The following is an 18,986-nucleotide window of genomic DNA, read 5'->3' as shown; positions in this document are numbered from 1 at the left end:
ATCGGTTGTGGACAAACCTGTCACCCACACGAGCGACCAACTGCAACCGACCGCGACCATCAGCCGCCCGGCAGCTCCAGGTCGCTCTTGTTCAGCTCCTCGATGTTCACGTCCTTGAACGTGAGTACCCGCACCTGCTTCACGAACCGAGCCGGCCGGTACATGTCCCAGACCCAGGCGTCCGCCATCGAAACCTCGAAGAACACCTCGCCCTGGACCGAGTGCACCTGCATCTCGTAGTCGTTGGTCAGGTAGAAGCGCCGCTCGGTCTCGATCACGTATTTGAACAGACCGACGACATCGCGGTACTCCCGGTAGAGCTTCAGCTCCATCTCGGTCTCGTACTTTTCGAGGTCCTCGGCGCTCATGGCAGCTTCCCCTTCAGCCGTGCGATCCCACCATTGTGCGCCAGTCCCGTGAGCCCCTAGACGATTTCGGGGTCAAGGGTCACGGGCCCGGCCGGGGGACCTTCGTCGAGCAGCCTGCGCAGCAGCTCGGCGAGTCTGGTCGGATACACGGTCTCATGCGCCCGGGCAAGTTCCCGACACGTCCACCAGCGTGCTCCGGCGACACTGCGCCGCTCCAGTTCCGTGAGGCCCGTGGCCTCGGGTACCACCCTGGGCGTCTCCGTCGTCCTGGCCAGGTAGTACCACTCGTCCTGGTCCCAGCGGCGGCCCGCGAACGGGAAGGAGCACATCCGCCGCCACAGCACCGGGCCGAGTTCGACCCCGGTGATACCGGTCTCCTCGGCGAGTTCTCTGAGCGCGGCCTCTTCGCGACTCTCGTCGCCCTCCAGGCCGCCGCCGGGCGTGAACCACCAGTCGTCGGCCGGATCGTCCGGCTCATGGCCGTGCAGGAGAAGGATGCGGTCCTCGGGGTCGAGCAGGACCACCCGGGCCACCTTGCGCAGCCCGCCCCGGTACGAGTCCTCGTACGCGCCCGCCGGCTCAGCGGGCACCCGCGGGCTCCGTCCGCGCACGGGCGCGGCGCCCGCCGGTCAGCTTGGCGATCGGGCCGTAGGCACCGCCACCGAGGACCAGGACGGCTCCGGCCACGATCAGGGCGACGATGATGCGCAGCGGGCCCTGCTGGGAGAGCGCGCCGAGGGTCTCGAAGCCGGTGGGGCGCTCCAGCATGCCGTTCATGGGCCAGACGACGGCGTCCACGCGAGCCGCCACGGCGGAGCGTGCGACGGTGCCCTGGGCCGCGTCGGTGAGGTGGGCGGAGGAGTCAAGGGACCCCTCGCGCTCGTCGCCGAGCAGGAACAGGCGGCCCTTGGGGACCTTCACGGCCGGGATGTTCTTGTCCTCGACGACGCTGCCCTTGAGGTAGCCCTCGTCGATCTGCTTGCCGTTGACGGTCAGCTTGCCGTTGGTGCAGCAGGAGACCGTGTCGCCGCCGACCGCGACCACGCGCTTGACCACGGAAGCGTTGGTCACCCAGGACTTGTCGTTGAAGACGACGACATCGCCCCGGCGTACCTCACTGCCGTCGACGCGCTCTGCCAGCACCCGGTCGCCGGCGTTGATCGTCGGCGTCATCGAGGTGGTCGGCACGGTGTACGGACGGTAGACCACCGCTCCCCAGCCGAATCCGCCGAGGAACAGCACAATGCCCAGTGCGACGGCCAGTCCGGACAGTCGCTGTCCGGTCCGGCTGCCCACCGGGCTCGTGCTTGTGCCACCGCTGCGCGGGGCCGTACGCGTAGTGCTCTCGCCACCCATGGGTCCGCACCCTACCCGGCGGTACCTGACCCGGTCAGCCCCTCCGCCGCGACCAAGGTCACAAGCTCCACGAGGGTTTCACGAGGGCGGCCGGTATGCCGGGAGAGCCACGGTTCGAGGGGCGGGTTCAGCGGGTCTCGGCGACCGCGATCCGCCTACGACGCCACAGGGCCGCCGGCACCGCACCGGCCAGGGCGAGCGCGTTCGGGGCGGCCGAAAGCGCGGCCGACGCCGAGGACTGGTTGTTCAGGCCCGGCTGGTCGAAGGTGTCCGGGATCGGGAGGGTGTCCCAGCGGGTGATCGGCCAGGCGATGACGATGGCGCGTCCGACGACCTTGCTCACCGGAACCATGCCGTTGTGCTTGTCGCTCTGGTTGTAGCGCGAGTCGCGCGAGTTCTGGCGGTGGTCACCCATGACCCAGATGTAGCCCTTGGGGACCTTCACCGAGAACTGGCCGCCCTGGTCGTCGACGCTGCACGGCGTGTTGCCCGCGTACACGAACGACGCGTCGTTGAGCGCCTTGCCGTTGACCCTGAGCGGGCCCGAGCCCTTGCAGGAGACGGTGTCGCCGCCGACTCCGATGACGCGCTTGATGAGGTCCTTCTCCTCGGCGGACGGCATCAGGCCGATCCAGCTGAGGGCCTTCTGCAGCGCGTTCGGATTGGCCGTGGGCTCGCCCGCCAGCCAGTTGTCCGGGTCGTGGAAGACGACGACCTCGCCGCGCTCCGGCTTCGAGCCGAACCAAGGGGTGAGCTTGTCGACCAGGACCCGGTCGCCCTGCTGAAGGGTGTTCTGCATCGAGTCCGACGGGATCGAGAACGCCTGCACCAGGAACGTCTTGATCAGCAGCGCCAGCACGAGCGCGATACCGATCAGGATGGGCAGCTCCTTCCAGAAGGAACGCTGCTTCTTGGACTTGGGGGGTGTCCCGCCCGAGCCCTGTTCCTCGGTCCCGTTGCGCTCGCCGGCCACCGGCCCGTCATCGGTCGCCCCGGAGTCACTCCCGGAGGTCACGGCGCTGTCCGCGGCCGGGACGGCTGCGGAGACTCCTTGGACGGGCTGTCCGCGGTGCTCCTCGCCGTCGTGTCCGGACCGTGCGCCAACCGCCACATCCCCCACGCCAACTCCTTACTCTGTGCCGCTGCCTGAACCGGACGCGGTGCAGGCCCACCACTCCCATAACGAGCGGGAGTTCCGCAGGGCTCGGGAGCTGGATCGTTCCGTTGAAATAGTCAGGAGCAACCCTATGCGACAGCTGCGGGGACGCGGTCGTCCCCGACACGGAGTTGGAAACGGAGGAGAAAGTTTTAGGTTCTTTCAAGGAAGTCCAGTGGCCGAAGGGCCAGGCGATGACCATCGCCCGTCCCACCACGGAGTCCTCGGAGACCGTGCCGCCGTAGGCCGTGTTCTGGTGGGCGCGGGAGTCCGCGGAGTTGCCCCGGTGATCGCCCATCACCCACAACCGCCCCTTGGGGACGGTGATGTCGAACTCCTGTGTGGAGGGGGCGTTTCCGGGATACAGGTAGTCGCCCTCGGTCAGGGGAACACCGTTGACGGTCACCCGCCCTTGCGAGTCACAGCACTTGACATGGTCGCCGCCGACCCCGATGACCCGCTTGATGAGGTCCTTCTCGTTGTCGGACGGCAGCAGGCCGATGAAGGTGAGCCCTTCCTTGACCTGCTTGACGACGACGGGGTCGCTCTTCTTCGTAGTGGTCTGCTCGTCCGCGAGCCAGCCGCCCGGGTCCTTGAAGACGACGACGTCCCCGCGCTTGGGCTTCGAGCCGAACCAGGGGGTGAACTTGTCGACCAGGACACGGTCGCCGATCCGGATCGTCTGCTCCATGGAGCCGGACGGGATCACGAACGCCTGGACGAGGAACGTCTTCAGGACCAGGGCTATGAGGACCGCGACGCCGACGAGGAGGGGTATCTCCTTGACCGCGCCGCGCCTGCGCTTTCGTTTGACCTTGCGCTGCAGCTTGCGCCGCTCGGCGCGGGTGCGACCGCCGCCCCCGGCGACCGGGGCGCTTGCGCCACTGGTCCGGCGGGAGCCGGTGGGCAGCAGGTTCTCGTTGCCGAAGGTGCTGCCGGGGGTGGCTCCACGCGGTTTGCCGCGGTTACCCATGCGCACCGCCGGCGGACACACGCGCGTAGGCGCTCGGACGATCGATGCGGATCCAGTGACCGGCGGGCCAGACGATCCAGTCGGCGCGGCCGATGACGTCGGACACCGGGATCATGCCGCCCCCGGGCGAACCGAGGTGGTCGCGGGAGTCACTGGAGTCGCTGCGGTGGTCGCCGAGCACGAAGAGGGTGCCGTCGGGCACGACGGCGGTGAAGGACACCGTGGAGGGGCTGTCACCGGGGTACAGGAAAGTCGACTCGTCGACCGACCGGCCGTTCACCTGGATCCTCCCCTCCTTGTCACAGCAGACCACCCGGTCCCCACCCACTCCCACGACGCGCTTGATGTAGTCCGCGTTCCCGAAATACCCAGTTCCGTCGAACACCACAACATCGCCGCGGCGCGGCTCGGCACCGAAACGGTACGCCAACTTATTTACGAGAACCCGGTCCCCGATCCTCAATCCGTTTTCCATGGATCCGCTGGGAATCTGGAACGGTTGCACCACGAAACCGTTGAGGATCAGCAAAAACACCAGGCAGACCAGCACGATCAGGGAGAGCCGGCCGCCGGGCAGCCAGTCCGTGATCCGCGACACCAACGCGAAACGCGACCGTCCCTCCGCAGCCACTGGTTCAGGGCGGGAGGAGCGGTCGCGCTCCGTCGGCTGTGCTTCGGTGTCCATCGGGGCCAGATGTTATCCGGCCCGGATATGAACGCCTACGCGAGCTCAGCTGTCGCGCTTCTCCTTGATCTTCGCGGCCTTACCGCGCAGCTCGCGCAGGTAGTACAGCTTGGCGCGACGCACGTCACCGCGGGTGACGAGCTCGATCTTCTCGACGATCGGGGTGTGCACCGGGAAGGTGCGCTCGACGCCGACGGAGAAGGAGACCTTGCGGACCGTGAAGGTCTCGCGGACACCGGCGCCCTGGCGGCGGATCACAACGCCCTTGAACTGCTGCACACGGGAGCGGTTGCCCTCGATGACGCGGACGTGGACGTTGACGGTGTCACCCGGGCGGAAGGCCGGGACGTCGCTGCGCAGCGACGCGCTGTCGACGGAGTCGAGCAGGTGAGACATTTCGTCTGCTTTCTTCGCTGATGCCACAGGTCATCAACGGGAGCTAGGTGTTCCTGAAGGATGCTGTCCGTGCCGGGGCGGGCGTCGTTTCCCCCTGCGGCAGGGGCGCACGCCGGACGACGCACAACAGCGGTCTATTCTTCCACGCCCTCTGGCCTGCGCCAAAATCGGCCGTACGGCTCCCCCTCCGGATCCGGCGCCCAACCCAGGATGGAGAGCATCTCGCGGTCCTTCTTGTCGAAGGCCTTGGGGTCGCAGCGCTCGATGAGGTCGGGCCGATGGGCCGTCGTGCGCTTCAGTGCCTCGTCGCGGCGCCAGCGGGCGATCTTGCCGTGGTGGCCGCTGAGCAGCACGTCCGGGATGCCGCGTCCGCGCCACTCGGGGGGCTTGGTGTAGACGGGGCCTTCCAGGAGGTTGGCCATGGCGCCGGGTGCGAAGGAGTCGTCGCGGTGGGATTCCGCGTTGCCGAGGACTCCGGGCAGCAGCCGCGCCACGGCCTCCGTGACGACCAGGACGGCCGCCTCGCCGCCGGCCAGGACGTAGTCGCCGATGGACACCTCGTGGACGGGCATCCGGGTGGCGTACTCGTCGATCACCCGGCGGTCGATGCCCTCGTAGCGCGCGGGCGTGAAGATCAGCCACGGGCGCTCGGAGAGCTCGACGGCGAGCTCCTGGGTGAAGGGGCGGCCGCTGGGGGTGGGGACGATCAGCGCGGGCGCGTGCGAGCCGGTCTCGTAGCCGTCCGCGAGGGCGGAGTCCAGGGCGTCGCCCCAGGGGTCGGTCTTCATGACCATGCCGGGACCGCCGCCGTACGGCGTGTCGTCGACGGTGTTGTGGCGGTCGTACGTCCACGCGCGCAGGTCGTGCACGTGCACGTTCAGCTGTCCACGCGCGCGTGCCTTGCCGACCAGGGAGACGTTCAGGGGCTCCAGGTACTCGGGGAAGATCGTGACGACGTCGAGGCGCATTACGCCTCTCCCCCGGGCACGTCCCGCGAGGAGACGATTTCGGCCTGGTCGTCGATCAGCCCGGGCGGCGGGTCGATGACCGCCCGCTGCTCCTCCAGATCGATCTCCGTGACGATCTCCTCGACGAAGGGGATGAGGACCTCGCTGCCGTCGGGGCGCTCGACGATGAACAGGTCCTGCGAGGGCAGGTGCGAGATCTCGGTGATCCGGCCGACCTCCACGCCGTCCTTGGTGACCACGTCCAGGTCCATCAGCTGGTGGTCGTAGTACTCGTCCTCCTCCTCGGGGAGCACCTCCGGGTCCACCTCGGCGATCAGGAGGGTGTTGCGCAGCGCCTCGGCGGCGTTGCGGTCCTTCACGCCCTCGAAGCGCAGAAGGAGGCGGCCGCTGTGGACGCGGCCGGTCTCGATGGTGAGCGGGCCCGTGGAAGCGGGATCCGTCAGCAGTACGGCGCCGGGCCCGAGCCTCAGCTCCGGCTCGTCGGTGCGGACCTCGACCGTGACCTCGCCCTTGATGCCGTGAGCACGGCCGATGCGAGCGACTACCAGCTGCACTTCTCTAGATCTCCTGTCATACGACTACGGGCCGGGGACGGCCCAGTGGCCCTCCCCGGCCCGAGCCGGTGTTGCGTTTGGCGTCAGCGGACGTGGTCCACGTCGACGAGGTCGACGCGGACACCGCGGCCGCCGATGGCGCCCACGACGGTGCGCAGAGCGCGCGCGGTGCGGCCGTTGCGGCCGATCACCTTGCCGAGGTCGTCGGGGTGGACCCGGACCTCGAGAACGCGTCCGCGGCGCAGGTTGCGCGAGGCGACCTGCACATCGTCAGGGTTGTCGACGATGCCCTTCACGAGGTGCTCGAGAGCCTCCTCGAGCATGCTCAGGCCTCGGTCGACGCGGACTCAGCCGGAGCCTCGTCCTTCTTCTCAGCCTTCTTCTTCTGGGTGATCGCCTCACCCTTGCCCTCGTCGTCGCCACCGAGGGCGTCGAACACCGGGCGAGCGGCCTTCGGCGCGGCCACGAGCAGCGGAGCCGGGGCGGGCAGGCCCTTGAACTTCTGCCAGTCGCCGGTCAGCTTCAGGATGGCGAGGACGGGCTCGGTCGGCTGCGCGCCGACACTCAGCCAGTACTGCGCGCGGTCCGTGTCGACCTCGATGCGCGAGGGGTTCTGCACCGGGTGGTACAGACCGATCTCCTCGATCGCACGGCCGTCACGGCGGGTGCGGGAGTCGGCGACGACGATGCGGTAGTGAGGCGAACGGATCTTGCCCAGACGCTTCAGCTTGATCTTGACTGCCACGGGAGTGGATTCTCCTGGTTTTGACGTGGTTGGGCACGGCGAGATTGCCGCGTGGGGTTGCGGTACCCGAGTGCCCGATGGACGCGTCAGCCGGAGGCGAGAGGGTTCCTGTGCGGCTGTCGAGTACAGCTAGCCATTGTGCCACACCCGGCGGGTCGCTTCCGACCGGGTGTGGCAGGGCATGCCTGAGGGGCACCCGGCATTCCAGGTGCCCACAGACTGCGCACGCCCGCTACGGCTTCGGGGTGCGGCTGCCACGAGCAGCCGCATCCTCATGCCGCGCCGACGACCTCCGGGATCCGGAACGGCTTGCCGCACCCTCCGCAGACGATCGGCGCCTGCGCCAGTACCGACGGGACGACCCGTACGTTACGGCCGCAGTCGCACACCGCCTTCACTCGCACCCCGCCCCCGGACGAGCCGTGCCGGGCCGCCGGGCCCCGGAAGCTCTTCGGGGTGTCGGCGGAGGTGGCTGCCGTGTGGGCCTTCAGGGCGCGCTGCAGCCGCTCGATGGTCGGGCGGTAGCGGCGCTTTGCCTCGGGGTTGAGCGTGACCAGCGAGAAGCCGCTGCTGGGATGCGGTTCCTCGGGGTGGTCCAGGCCCAGCTCCTCGGCGATCGCAAGGAATCTGCGGTTGTGGTACCGGCCGGCGCGGGACGTGTCGCGCACACCGCGCGCGGCGGCGATGCCATGGACTGCCTCATGGAGCAGTCGCTCGAAGGAGAGCTCGTGACCGCACGCGGACGACGACTCTCCGATCAGGGACTCTGGCGCGGCAAGGTCCGGCAGCTCGGGGTGGTACCGCTGAATGTCGGCCCACGCCTCTGCCAGCTCTGCGGCGAGAACAGGTGGTGTCTGTGTCGTGCTCACGTAATGACAACGAGCGGGAGCTCGAATGTGTTCCTATTCCGGGTCATCCCAAATAATTTGCACGTACCCGTCAGTTGCCGCTGATGCGCCCTGACGAGGGCTTGTGCGCTGATCTGCGGAGAAACCTCACAGCTCGTACCAAGGTGGTACGTAGTCCGACCTACGACCGGGCACGTAGCCGATGTCCACGGCCCGGTGCGGCTGTGATCCGCAGATGCGCAAGGGGCGTTTCGGTCGCTCTCGCGGCGGAAGGGCCCTGTATCAGTAAGCGCGCGCGACGACCGCGACGTTACCGGGCGCGTCGTCGGCGTCGGGCACCGACCCGTCGGCAGCGACCAGACACCGTACGGTCACCGCGTGCTCGGCCAGTGCGGCCTCGCCTTCTTCGCCCAGGTCCGCCCAGGGGATGCGCGCCCAGCCGCCGTCGCGGGCCACCTCGACGGCTTCGCCGATCGTCGACACGTCCGACGTACGGGACTCGCGGCGCTCGCGGGACTGGGTGAGGAGGAGCGCCTGGTCCTCGTCGAGGATCGCGGGGAGGAGTCGTACGAGGGAGTCGATGGGCATCGGCTCCTTGCCGCCCGGGATGCGGCGGGCCAGCATCGCAGTGCCGTTCTCCAGGTCACGGGGCCCGACCTCGATGCGTACGGGCACGCCCTTCAGCTCCCAGTCGACGGCGCGGCGCCCGAAGGGGGTGTCGGTGCGGTCGTCTACGTGGACGCGGAGGCCCGCCGCCTTCAGCCGGTCGCCGAGCTCGCGGACCTTGGCCAAAACCGCCTCGTCGCCCTTGATCGCGAGGACGACGACCTGGATCTGCGCCAGCCGCGGCGGGACCCTGAGGCCGTTGTCATCTCCGTGAGTCATCACCAGGGCGCCGATCATGCGGGTGGTCGAGCCCCAGGAGGTCTGCCAGACGAGCTCCTGTCTGCCTTCCCGGGACAGGTACCGGGTGTTGAAGGCCTTGGCGAAGTTCTGGCCCAGCTCGTGGCTGGTGACCATCTGGAGGGCCTTGCCGTCGCCCATCATGCTTTCGAGCGTGAGGGTGTTGACGGCGCCGGCGAAGCGTTCCTTGACCGTCTTGCGGCCGGAGACGAAGTCCATGGCGAGGACGCTGGTCAGGAAGTCCCCGTAGACGTGCCGCTGGATGTGCGCGGCGAAGTCGCGCGCCTCCTCGTACGTGGCGTGCGCGGTGTGGCCCTCCTGCCACAGGAATTCGGTCGTACGGAGGAAGAGGCGGGGCCTGAGCTCCCAACGGACCACGTTCGCCCACTGGTTGATCAGCAGGGGCAGGTCGCGGTAGCTCTGCACCCACTTCGAGAAGTAGTCGTTGATGATCATCTCGGAGGTGGGGCGGACGACCGCGGGCTCCTCCAGCTCCTTGCCGCCGCCATGGGTGACCACGGCCAGTTCGGGCGCGAAGCCCTCGACGTGGTCGGCCTCCCGGGCGAAGTACGACTGCGGGATCAGCAGCGGGAAGTACGCGTTCTGCGTGCCCGTCTCCTTGATCCGGGCGTCCATCTCGGCCTGCATCCGCTCCCACAGCCCGTACCCGTACGGTCGGATCACCATGGTGCCGCGCACCGGGCCGTTGTCGGCCAGCTCGGCCTTGCTGATCAGATCCTGGTACCAGCGCGGGAAGTCGTCCGCGCGCGGGGTGAGAACGGGAGCCTTTGCCATTGCGCGATGGTAGGGGCTCACGTTGCCGGGATGTGAATTCTTTTTTGCCTGCACAGGCAACCCACAAGCCGGGCCCCACAACCCCTGGACGAGCGGTCGAGTGCGGAGTTATCTGGCATACGGGGGGAGTGCGAGCGCACGTCACGGGGGCCATGGAAACGGGTACAGCGGCAACTCTCGGCGGATTGGGGCGCTTTACATGACACCTACGCTCGTGCGGCAGCACCCGTCCCATGCGGGCGAGGTGCCCCGTGTGGACCTGTGTGCACGCGCGCGTGACTGGTCCGAGATCCAGGAGCGGATGCTGGTCCCGCTCTACGAGGCCGTCTACGAGCGACTGGAAGTGGGCCCCGGCACACGGTTGTTGGGCCTCGGCTGCGGCAGCGGGCTGGCCCTGCTGATGGCGGCCTCCAGAGGCGCGGCGGTCACCGGTGTCGACCACTCCCCCGAACGACTGGCTCTCGCGCGGGAGAGGCTGCTCCCGGACGCGTGGGGCACGCGCGCGCGTACGGACACCCGGATCGTCGACGGCTCACCGGAAGACATCACGGCCGCGGGCGACGCGGAGACGCCCGCGTTCACCCTGGTGACGGCTTTCGAGCCGATCGGGTGTCTCGCGGGCGACTCGGAGGGGCTCGGCGGGCTGTTGCGGGCAGCGACACCGCTCGTCGGGCACGGGGCGCCCGTGGTGCTCGCCGGCTGGGGTCCGCCGGAACGTTGCACCACGTCGTCCGTGCTGCGGGTGGCCACCAGGCTGGCGGATCCGCTGCGCAGCACGGGCAGTTGGCGCCCCGCCCTTCGCGACGATCTGGAGGAGGTCGCGCAGCGGGCGGGCCTGAAGCCCGACGGCTCCGGGCGGGTCGCCTGCCCCTTCGGGTACGCCGACATGGACAGCGCGGTACGGGGGCTCCTGTCGACGGGCCTGTTCGACGCGGCGATCTCGGCGACCGACCAGGCGCAGGTGGACAAGGAGCTCGCGGAAGCGCTGCATCCGCATCTGCGCCGGGACGGGACGGTGTGGATGCCGAACGTGTTCCGGTACCTGATCGCCCGTACGCCTTAGGTGCCGTTACCTGATCGCCCGTACGCCTCAGGTGTCGTTCAGGCGCCGTCGACCTTCGCAAGCCGTGTGATCCCCGCGATCCGGTACGCGTCCGCCTCCTCCAGGGTCTCGCGCTCCAGCAACGCCTGGGCGAGGGCGTCCAGTTGGCCGCGGTGGTCGCGCAGCTTGCGGCACGCCTCCTCGTAGCACTCGTCGACGATCCGGCGCATCTCGTGCTCGATCACGTCCAGGGTCTGCGGTGCCGCCGAGAGGCCGTAGGCCTGCTGGGCGTCGCCGGGCAGCGCCGACAGGCGGCCGACCCGCTCGCTCATCCCCCAGCGGGCGACCATGCCGCGCGCGATGTTGGTGACCTGCTCCAGGTCGTTCTCCGCGCCGGTCGTGACGACCCCGTAGACGACCTGTTCGGCCGCCATGCCGCCGAGTGCGCCGATGATGCGGCCGCGCAGGTACTCCTCCGTGTACGCGTACTTGTCGGACTCCGGGGTCGAGAGCGTCACGCCGAGGGCCCGGCCGCGCGGGACGATGGTGATCTTGCGGACGGGGTCGGCGCCGGGCTGGAGCATGCCGAGCAGGGCGTGTCCGCTCTCGTGGTAGGCGGTGCGGCGGCGCTCCTCCTCGGGCATCACCAGGGGCCGTTCGGCGCCCAGTTGGACCTTCTCCAGAGCCTCGGAGAGGTCGGTCTGCGTCACCCGTTCCTGCTTGCGCTTGACGGCCAGCAGGGCGGCCTCGTTGGCGAGGTTGGCCAGTTCGGCGCCGGTCATGCCCGGGGTCGTACGGGCGACCTGGCCGAGGTCGACGTTCTCGGCGAGCGGGATCTCACGGGTGTGGATCTGCAGGATGGCCTCGCGTCCGCCGCGGTCCGGGGGCGAGACCATGACCACCCGGTCGAAGCGGCCGGGGCGGGTCAGGGCCGGGTCCAGGACGTCGGCGCGGTTGGTGGCCGCGATGACGATGACGCCCTCCGAGCCCGAGAAGCCGTCCATCTCGGTGAGGATCTGGTTCAGCGTCTGTTCGCGCTCGTCGTGGCCGCCCATCCCGGAACCGCCGCCGCGGGCCCTGCCGATGGTGTCGATCTCGTCGATGAAGATGATCGACGGCGCCACCTTGCGGGCCTCGGCGAACAGCTCACGCACGCGTGACGCGCCGACGCCCACGATCATCTCGATGAACTCGGAGGCGGAGGCCGAGAAGAACGGGACTCCGGCCTCCCCCGCGACCGCCCGCGCGAGCAGCGTCTTGCCGGTGCCCGGCGGGCCCGCCAGGAGCACGCCCCGCGGCATCTTGGCGCCCATCCTGCGGTAGGCGTCCGGGTTCTTCAGGAAGTCGACGACGTCGTTGAGCTCGCCCTCGACCTCGTCGATGCCCGCCACGTCCTCGAAGGTCGTGCGCCCCGCCCCCGGCTCCAGCTCGACCGGCTTGGGCGGCGTCTTGCGGCCGAGCATCCCGCCCGCGCCGCCCATCCCGGCGCTCATCCGGCGCGCAATGAAGACCCACACCGCGATCAGCAGCAGCATCGGGGCCAGCGAGATCAGCAGATTGGCCAGAAAACTGCGGTGCTGGACGACCGGCGCCGCCGTGACGGTGACGTTGTGCTTGGTCAGGTCTTCCCAGACCTTGTCGTCCGCGAACGTCGGCCGCTCGGTGTTGAACTTGGTGTACTTACCGCCGCCGTCCGGGTTGCTCTGCTCCTTCTTGAGCTGGCCCTGGATCGCATTGCCCTTGGCGTAGATCTTGCTGACGTTGCCCGCGCCGACCTGCTTGCTGAACTCCGTGTACGAGATCGTCGGCTCGTTGCCCTCGTTGAAGAACGACAGGACCAGATTCGCGATCAGGTACACGACCAGCGCGGTGAGGATCAGACTCCACCAGCCGCCACGCATCTTCCGCCCGCCCGGCGGCGGCTTCGGCGGCTCCTCGGGAGTGCCCTCGGTACGCCAGGGCTGGTCGGGCGACTTGCGCGGCGGGGCGGGGTTGGTCATATCGGGACGTTACGACAACACCCCACCCCCGGCACATGCAGAGGGGTGAACTCAGCCCATGAACTTCTTGAACTCGTCCGGGAGCTCGAAGTCCTGAGGCGGCTGCTGGCCCGGCACACCGAAGGCGTTGCCGCCCTGAGCGGCCGCCGCCCTGCGTGCGGCCTCCTCCTGCTCCTGCTGCTTGCGCTTCATCGGGTTGCCGGAGCGCTGCTTGCCCTTGGCCTGCTTCGGCTGCTTCTTCGTCCGGCCGGGGCCGCCACCCATGCCCGGCATCCCGGGCATCCCCGGCATACCGCCGCCCTGGGCCATGCGGGACATCATCTTGCGGGCCTCGAAGAACCGCTCGACGAGGTTCTTCACGGCGCTGACCTCGACGCCGGAACCCTTGGCGATACGGGCACGGCGGGAGCCGTTGATGATCGTCGCGTCCTGGCGCTCGGCCGGGGTCATCGACTTGATGATGGCGGCTGTGCGGTCGACGTCCCGCTCGTCCAGGTTGTTGATCTGGTCCTTGATCTGGCCCATGCCCGGGAGCATGCCGAGCAGCTTGCTGATGCTGCCCATCTTCCGGACCTGCTCCATCTGGGCCAGGAAGTCGTCCAGGGTGAAGTCCTGGCCCTTCTTGGACGCCAGCTTGGAGGCCATCTTCTCGGCCTCTTCCTGGCTGAACGTCTTCTCCGCCTGCTCGATCAGGGTGAGCAGGTCACCCATGTCGAGGATGCGGGAGGCCATCCGGTCAGGGTGGAAGGCGTCGAAGTCGTCGAGCTTCTCGCCGTTCGACGCGAACATGATCGGCTTGCCGGTGATCTGGCGGATCGACAGGGCCGCACCACCGCGGGCGTCACCGTCGAGCTTGGAGAGCACCACGCCGTCGAAGCCGACGCCGTCGCGGAAGGCCTCGGCCGTGTTGACGGCGTCCTGACCGATCATCGCGTCGACGACGAAGAGGATCTCGTCCGGGCTGACCGCGTCCCGGATGTCCGCGGCCTGCTGCATCATGTCCTGGTCGATGCCGAGGCGGCCCGCGGTGTCCACGATCACGATGTCGTGGACCTTGGCCTTCGCGAACTCGATGGAGTCCTTGGCGACCTTGACCGGGTCACCGACGCCGTTGCCCGGCTCGGGCGCGAAGACGGCCACGCCCGCGCGCTCGGCGACGACGCTCAGCTGGTTCACGGCGTTCGGGCGCTGAAGGTCGGCGGCGACCAGCAGCGGCGAGTGGCCCTGCTCCTTCAGCCAGTGGCCGAGCTTGCCCGCGAGGGTCGTCTTACCGGCACCCTGCAGACCCGCCAGCATGATCACGGTGGGCGGCTGCTTGGCGAAGCGCAGACGGCGGGTCTCGCCGCCGAGGATCGTGACGAGTTCCTCGTTGACGATCTTCAGTACCTGCTGGGCGGGGTTCAGCGCGCGAGAGACGTCGGCGCCGAGGGCACGCTCCTTGACGTTCTTGATGAACGTCCGCACGACCGGCAGCGCCACGTCCGCTTCGAGGAGCGCGATGCGGATCTCGCGCGCGGTGGCGTCGATGTCCGCCTCGGAGAGCCGTCCCTTGCCGCGCAGGTTCTTGAAAGTCGCTGAGAGGCGATCGGAGAGAGTATCGAACACGGCGGCGTCGGTCCTCGGGGTCGGTGGCAGTGTGAGCGTCTTCCAGGGTATCCGGCCGCGCAAGACAATCGTCCCCGCCCGCTGCATACAGCGAACGGGGACGGCACCCCGCGTCGGCGGGGACACCCTGGTCGGAGATCACCCGCGCAGTGTCTCTTCCAGCTTCCGCGCCACGGAGGAAGCCTCGTCGCCCGGCAGGGGCGCGCCCTCGGGCCCGGTCACGTAGAAGGCGTCCACGGCGTTCGCGCCCAGCGTCGACACATGCATGCTGCGCACCCGCACCTTCGCGTCGTCCAGCGCCCGCCCGATCCGGTGCAGCAGGCCGGGGGCATCCTGCGCCCGTACCTCGATCACGGTGGCCAGCCGGGACGCGGCCGACGCGACCGTCACCCGCGCCGCCGGCGCCACGACACCCCGCCGGCGCGGATAGGCGGCGTCCCGCTCGGCGAGACGTCCCGTGATGTCCAGGGAGCCGTCCAGCGCCCGTACGAGATCCGCGCGCAGCCGGGCCGCCTGCGGCAGTGAGCCGTACTCGGCGGCGACCCGCCAGTCCAGCAGCAGGACCGAGCCCTCGACGCCGTCCGGCAGGTCCAGGGCCCGCAGCTCGGCGGTGCGCACGGTCAGCCGGTGCATGGCCAGGACGCCGGCCACGGCGGGCAGCACGCCCGCCTGGTCCGGTACGGCGATGAGCAGCTCGACGCCGAGCGGCTCCGGGTCGCCGGACGGCTGGTCCTCCGTCGGCGGCTCGGTCTGCGCACGCAGGGACAGCACCGGGCTGCCCGTGGCGACCGCCTCGATGGCGAGCCGCTCCTGCTCGGCGGTGGGCGCGGCGGCCTCGGGCTCGTCGGACACGTCCCCGGCGAGGACGGCGGCGACCCGCTTCACCAGGTCGGCGACGAGGGAGCCACGCCAGGACGACCAGGCCGCCGGGCCGGTGGCCAGGGCGTCCGCCTCGGTCAGCGCGTGCAGCAGCTCCAGCGTGCCCTGCGAACCGACCGCCTCGGCGACCGAACGGACCGTGGCCGGGTCCTCCAGATCGCGGCGGGTGGCCGTCTCCACCAGCAGCAGATGGTGGCGTACGAGGGTGGAGAGCACGGCCACGTCGTCGCGGTCGAAGCCGATACGGGCGGCCACGTCCTTGGCGATGATCTCGCCGGCCACGGAGTGGTCGCCGGGCCAGCCCTTGCCGATGTCGTGCAGCAGCGCGGCGACCAGGAGGAGGTCGGGGCGGTGGACGCGGCGGGTGAACTCGGAGGCCCGTACGGCCGTCTCGATCAGGTGCCGGTCGACGGTCCAGATGTGCACGGCATTGCGCTGCGGGCGGCAGCGCACCCGCTCCCAGTCCGGAAGGAGCCGTGTGATCAGGCCCTCCGCCTCCAGCGCCTCCCAGACGTCGATGGTGGGGTGTCCCGAGCCGAGCAGGGTGACCAGCTGTTCGCGCGCCTCGGCGGGCCAGGGCGTGGGTAGGGGGCGTACGGTCGCCGCCAAGCGCCGTACGGCGTGCAGGGAGAGCGGGAGGCCGGCCTGTGCGGCGGCGGCCGCGGCGCGCAGCGGCAGTACGGGGTCGCGCTCCGGGCGCGCGGCGCGGGCGAGCACCACCTCGCCGTCCTGCTCGACCACGCCCTCGGCCAGCGGAGAACGATCGACGACCGGCTTTCCGCCCCCGAGCATGGCGCGCAGCCGCGGCCGCACGGCCCGCGACCTGAGCACCCGCCCGACCTCGCGCCAGGTGACGTCACTGGCGTACGCGATGACCCGCGCCGCCTCGTACACCTGCCGCAGCAGCGTGTCGGCGTCCAGCAGGCCGAGCTCGGCCGCGACCTGGTCCTGCTCCTGCAGCGCGAGCCGGTCGGTCGCACGCCCCGTCGTCAGGTGCAGTGCGTCGCGTACGTCGAGCAGCCGGCGCCGGGCGTCGTCGAGGCCCTCGCGTGGGGCGTCGGCCAGCCAGGAGGCGGCGACTGCGCGCAGGGCGGTGGCGTCCCGCAGTCCGCCGCGCGCTTCCTTCAGGTCCGGCTCCAGCAGGTACTGCAGCTCACCCTGGCGTTCGGCGCGCTCGGCGCACAGTTCCTGGAGTTCGGGGAGACGTTTCGGCGCCTGGTTGCGCCAGTCGGCGAGGACGGCCGTCCGCAGACCGGCCGTCAGGCCCAGGTCGCCGGCGATGTGGCGGGCGTCCAGGAGACCGAGTTGGACTTTCAGATCCTCCCCGGCCGTCTTGCGGGCCTCGGCGGGGGTGCGGACCGAGTGGTCGAGGGAGAGGCCGAGGTCCCAGACGGGGTACCAGATGCGGTCGGCCAGGGCGGCGACCGCCTTGGCGTCGCTGCCGTCGTGGAGGAGGAGCAGGTCGAGGTCGCTACGTGGGGAGAGCTCACCGCGGCCGTAGCCGCCGACGGCGATCAGGGAGGCCCCGCGCAGTCCTTCGGCGCCGGCGGCGAAGAGGCCCGTGAGCCAGTCGTCCGTCAGCTCGGACAGGGCGGTACGGCGCGGCGGCCCGGACTGCGCCCCCTCGGTGAGGAGGCGCAGCCGGGCCGCCGCGTAGCCGCTGGGTCCCGAGTCATCTGCTTCCTTGCGCACATCCGTACTCGACACCCAGCGACTCCTGTCCTTCTTTTTCTGTTAGAGCGCGTCCGGGCCGCGCTCGCCGGTCCGGACCCGTACGGCCGTCTCGACCGGGATGGACCAGACCTTGCCGTCACCGATCTTGCCGGTTCGGGCCGCCTTGACGATGACGTCGATCAGCTGCTCGGCGTCGTCGTCCTCGGCCAGCACCTCGATACGGATCTTGGGGACCAGGTCGACGGTGTACTCGGCACCGCGGTAGACCTCCGTGTGGCCCCTCTGACGACCGTAACCGCTCGCCTCGGTGACCGTCAGGCCGTGGACTCCGAAGGCCTGGAGGGCTTCCTTTATCTCGTCGAGCCGGTGGGGCTTCACGACGGCGGTGATGAGCTTCATGCGTCCACCTTCTTCGTCTCCGTCGCGGCGAGGGCCGTGGCGGCACCTCCGATGTGGCCGCCACCCGTGCCGCTGAAGTCGTATGCGGTCTCGGCGTGCTCGGCCTGGTCGATACCGGAGACCTCTTCGTCCTCAGTGACCCGCATACCGATGGTCTTGTCGAGGAGGAAGGCGAGCACCGCAGAGGCGACCAGGGAGTAGCCGAGTACCGCGCCGACACCGGCGAACTGCTTCCACAGCTGGGTGAAGGAGTGGTCGCCGTAGAAGACGCCGGTCGCGGTCGACTGGCCCTTGCCGGTGGCGAAGAAGCCGATGAGCAGGGAGCCGATGATGCCGCCGACCATGTGGACGCCGACGACGTCGAGGGAGTCGTCGTAGCCGAACTTGTACTTGAGGCCCACGGCCGCGGCGCAGGCGACACCGGCGATGGCGCCGACGGCGATCGCACCGAGCGGGGAGACCGCACCACCGGACGGGGTGATCGCGACCAGACCGGCGACCGCGCCGGAGGCGGCGCCCAGCGTGGTGAACGCGCCGTGGCGGATCTTCTCGTAGGCGAGCCAGGCCAGCATGGCGGCGGCGGTGGCGACCTGCGTGTTGACGAACATCAGCGCGCCGACGCCGTCGTCGTTGCCGAGCCACGAGCCGGCGTTGAATCCGAACCAGCCGAACCACAGCAGACCGGCACCGAGCATCACCAGCGGGAGGCTGTGCGGGCGCATCGGGTCCTTCTTGAAGCCGACGCGCTTACCGATGACCAGGATCACGCCGAGGGCGCCGGCACCGGCGTTGATGTGCACCGCGGTACCACCGGCGAAGTCGATCACACCGAGCTTGTAGGCCCAGCCGTCCGCACCCCACACCCAGTGCGCGACCGGGACGTACACGACCGTGAGCCACAGGGCGACGAAGAGCGACCAGGCGGAGAACTTGACGCGGTCCGCGAGGGCGCCGCTTATCAGGGCCGGGGTGATGATGGCGAACATCATCTGGAAGACCATGAAGACGAAGATCGGGATGGTGTAGCCGTCCCAGAGCTCCGTCAGCCCGATGTTGCTGAGGCCGAACCAGTCGGAGTTCCAGCCGATGAGGCCGTTGTGCGTACCGAACGCGAGGGAGAAGCCGTAGAGCACCCAGAGAATGGTGACGATGCCGATGCTGATGAAGCTCATCATCAGCATGTTGAGAGTGCTCTTGACGCGGACCATGCCTCCGTAGAAGAAGGCGAGGCCCGGGGTCATGATCAGCACCAGGGCGGAACAGATGAGCATGAAGCCTGTGTTCGCGGCAGACAGCTTGGGTGCCTCCGCGGCAAGCGTGATGGCTGGTGCCATCGGCGTCTCCTCGTCATTGGTACGGCCCCGTGCGGGCGAAGCCAGAAGCGGTCATGAGGGGTGGGCCGGTTATGCGCCATGAGATTGGCGCAGCGCGGTTTCGTTGGAAGCCCCTCGTTGTTTCGCAGGCGTGACGAAGGCGCCCTGTGTGTTACGCGTCGATGAACTGCCGGATGCCGTCCACATCGATCGTTATCGTGGCGCAACCTTCCCTGAGGGAAAGGATCCGGCCGCGGGCGGCCCTCCGATGACCTGGCACGGGGGAGCCGAGTCGGGCAGTTCGGGAGGGCCGGCCGCGGCCGGGGC

19 protein-coding genes are annotated in these 18,986 nt (G+C 69.4%); 1 reads left to right on the top strand and 18 read right to left on the bottom strand.

Annotation, left to right across the window (positions count from 1 at the left end; all coding sequences use genetic code 11):
* Window positions 1-59: 59 nt before the first annotated feature.
* From P2Q00_RS31210 to proS, 13 genes are all read right to left on the bottom strand, one after another.
* Window positions 60-368, bottom strand: a complete 309-nt coding sequence (locus P2Q00_RS31210; RefSeq protein WP_003965949.1) for a DUF2469 domain-containing protein — start codon at window positions 366-368, stop codon at window positions 60-62.
* Between the two features lie 56 nt (window positions 369-424).
* Window positions 425-958, bottom strand: coding sequence for an NUDIX hydrolase (locus P2Q00_RS31205; protein ID WP_275776622.1), 534 nt, complete (start codon window positions 956-958; stop codon window positions 425-427).
* Window positions 948-1,724, bottom strand: a complete 777-nt coding sequence (gene lepB, locus P2Q00_RS31200) for a signal peptidase I (protein ID WP_275776621.1) — start codon at window positions 1,722-1,724, stop codon at window positions 948-950. The genes P2Q00_RS31205 and lepB (P2Q00_RS31200) overlap by 11 nt, the downstream gene beginning before the upstream one ends.
* A gap of 127 nt (window positions 1,725-1,851) precedes the next feature.
* Window positions 1,852-2,835: a signal peptidase I gene (gene lepB / locus P2Q00_RS31195; protein WP_275776846.1), complete on the bottom strand. Its 984-nt coding sequence runs from the start codon at window positions 2,833-2,835 to the stop codon at window positions 1,852-1,854.
* Window positions 2,723-3,853: a signal peptidase I gene (gene lepB, locus P2Q00_RS31190; protein ID WP_275776620.1), complete on the bottom strand. Its 1,131-nt coding sequence runs from the start codon at window positions 3,851-3,853 to the stop codon at window positions 2,723-2,725. The genes lepB (P2Q00_RS31195) and lepB (P2Q00_RS31190) overlap by 113 nt, the downstream gene beginning before the upstream one ends.
* The gene (lepB, locus tag P2Q00_RS31185) at window positions 3,846-4,538 is read right to left on the bottom strand and encodes a signal peptidase I (RefSeq protein WP_275776619.1); all 693 of its coding nucleotides are present in this window, start codon (window positions 4,536-4,538) and stop codon (window positions 3,846-3,848) included. The genes lepB (P2Q00_RS31190) and lepB (P2Q00_RS31185) overlap by 8 nt, the downstream gene beginning before the upstream one ends.
* A 45-nt stretch (window positions 4,539-4,583) precedes the next feature.
* Window positions 4,584-4,934: a 50S ribosomal protein L19 gene (rplS, locus tag P2Q00_RS31180; RefSeq protein ID WP_030866123.1), complete on the bottom strand. Its 351-nt coding sequence runs from the start codon at window positions 4,932-4,934 to the stop codon at window positions 4,584-4,586.
* A 134-nt stretch (window positions 4,935-5,068) separates the two neighbouring features.
* Window positions 5,069-5,902 (bottom strand): tRNA (guanosine(37)-N1)-methyltransferase TrmD, encoded by an 834-nt coding sequence (trmD, locus tag P2Q00_RS31175; RefSeq protein WP_275776618.1) that lies wholly within the window; start codon window positions 5,900-5,902, stop codon window positions 5,069-5,071.
* Window positions 5,902-6,456, bottom strand: a complete 555-nt coding sequence (gene rimM, locus P2Q00_RS31170; RefSeq protein ID WP_275776617.1) for a ribosome maturation factor RimM — start codon at window positions 6,454-6,456, stop codon at window positions 5,902-5,904. Before rimM ends, trmD begins: the two co-directional genes overlap by 1 nt.
* A gap of 83 nt (window positions 6,457-6,539) precedes the next feature.
* Entirely contained in the window at window positions 6,540-6,779 is a 240-nt protein-coding gene (locus P2Q00_RS31165; RefSeq protein WP_003973401.1) for an RNA-binding protein, read from the bottom strand.
* 2 nt (window positions 6,780-6,781) lie between these two features.
* On the bottom strand, window positions 6,782-7,201 hold the full coding sequence (gene rpsP, locus P2Q00_RS31160; RefSeq protein ID WP_275776616.1) for a 30S ribosomal protein S16: 420 nt from the start codon (window positions 7,199-7,201) through the stop codon (window positions 6,782-6,784).
* Window positions 7,202-7,473: 272 nt separating this feature from the next.
* A complete protein-coding gene (locus P2Q00_RS31155) occupies window positions 7,474-8,070 on the bottom strand; it encodes a hypothetical protein (protein WP_030943152.1) in 597 nt (198 codons plus the stop codon).
* A 261-nt stretch (window positions 8,071-8,331) separates the two neighbouring features.
* Window positions 8,332-9,747, bottom strand: coding sequence for a proline--tRNA ligase (gene proS, locus P2Q00_RS31150; protein ID WP_275776615.1), 1,416 nt, complete (start codon window positions 9,745-9,747; stop codon window positions 8,332-8,334).
* Window positions 9,748-9,946: 199 nt separating this feature from the next.
* On the opposite strand from proS, the gene P2Q00_RS31145 reads away from it, so the two are divergent.
* Entirely contained in the window at window positions 9,947-10,810 is an 864-nt protein-coding gene (locus P2Q00_RS31145; protein ID WP_275776614.1) for a methyltransferase domain-containing protein, read from the top strand.
* Between the two features lie 38 nt (window positions 10,811-10,848).
* Here P2Q00_RS31145 and ftsH read toward each other — a convergent pair whose 3' ends face one another.
* From ftsH to P2Q00_RS31120, 5 genes are all read right to left on the bottom strand, one after another.
* Entirely contained in the window at window positions 10,849-12,789 is a 1,941-nt protein-coding gene (ftsH, locus tag P2Q00_RS31140; protein ID WP_275776613.1) for an ATP-dependent zinc metalloprotease FtsH, read from the bottom strand.
* A 51-nt stretch (window positions 12,790-12,840) separates the two neighbouring features.
* Entirely contained in the window at window positions 12,841-14,394 is a 1,554-nt protein-coding gene (gene ffh / locus P2Q00_RS31135) for a signal recognition particle protein (RefSeq protein ID WP_275776612.1), read from the bottom strand.
* Between the two features lie 138 nt (window positions 14,395-14,532).
* A complete protein-coding gene (locus P2Q00_RS31130; protein WP_275776611.1) occupies window positions 14,533-16,980 on the bottom strand; it encodes a [protein-PII] uridylyltransferase in 2,448 nt (815 codons plus the stop codon).
* A gap of 27 nt (window positions 16,981-17,007) precedes the next feature.
* Complete coding sequence (locus tag P2Q00_RS31125; protein ID WP_009308760.1) at window positions 17,008-17,346, bottom strand: P-II family nitrogen regulator; 339 nt, start codon at window positions 17,344-17,346, stop codon at window positions 17,008-17,010.
* On the bottom strand, window positions 17,343-18,680 hold the full coding sequence (locus P2Q00_RS31120; RefSeq protein WP_275776609.1) for an ammonium transporter: 1,338 nt from the start codon (window positions 18,678-18,680) through the stop codon (window positions 17,343-17,345). The genes P2Q00_RS31125 and P2Q00_RS31120 overlap by 4 nt, the downstream gene beginning before the upstream one ends.
* Between the last annotated feature and the right edge of the window lie 306 nt (window positions 18,681-18,986).

Origin of the sequence: Streptomyces coacervatus, assembly GCF_029223485.1 — a bacterium.
In the GTDB taxonomy this organism is placed as follows: Bacteria; Actinomycetota; Actinomycetes; order Streptomycetales; family Streptomycetaceae; genus Streptomyces; species Streptomyces coacervatus.
Note: the sequence above shows the minus strand (reverse complement) of the source record. Positions and strands in the feature narration are given on the sequence as shown.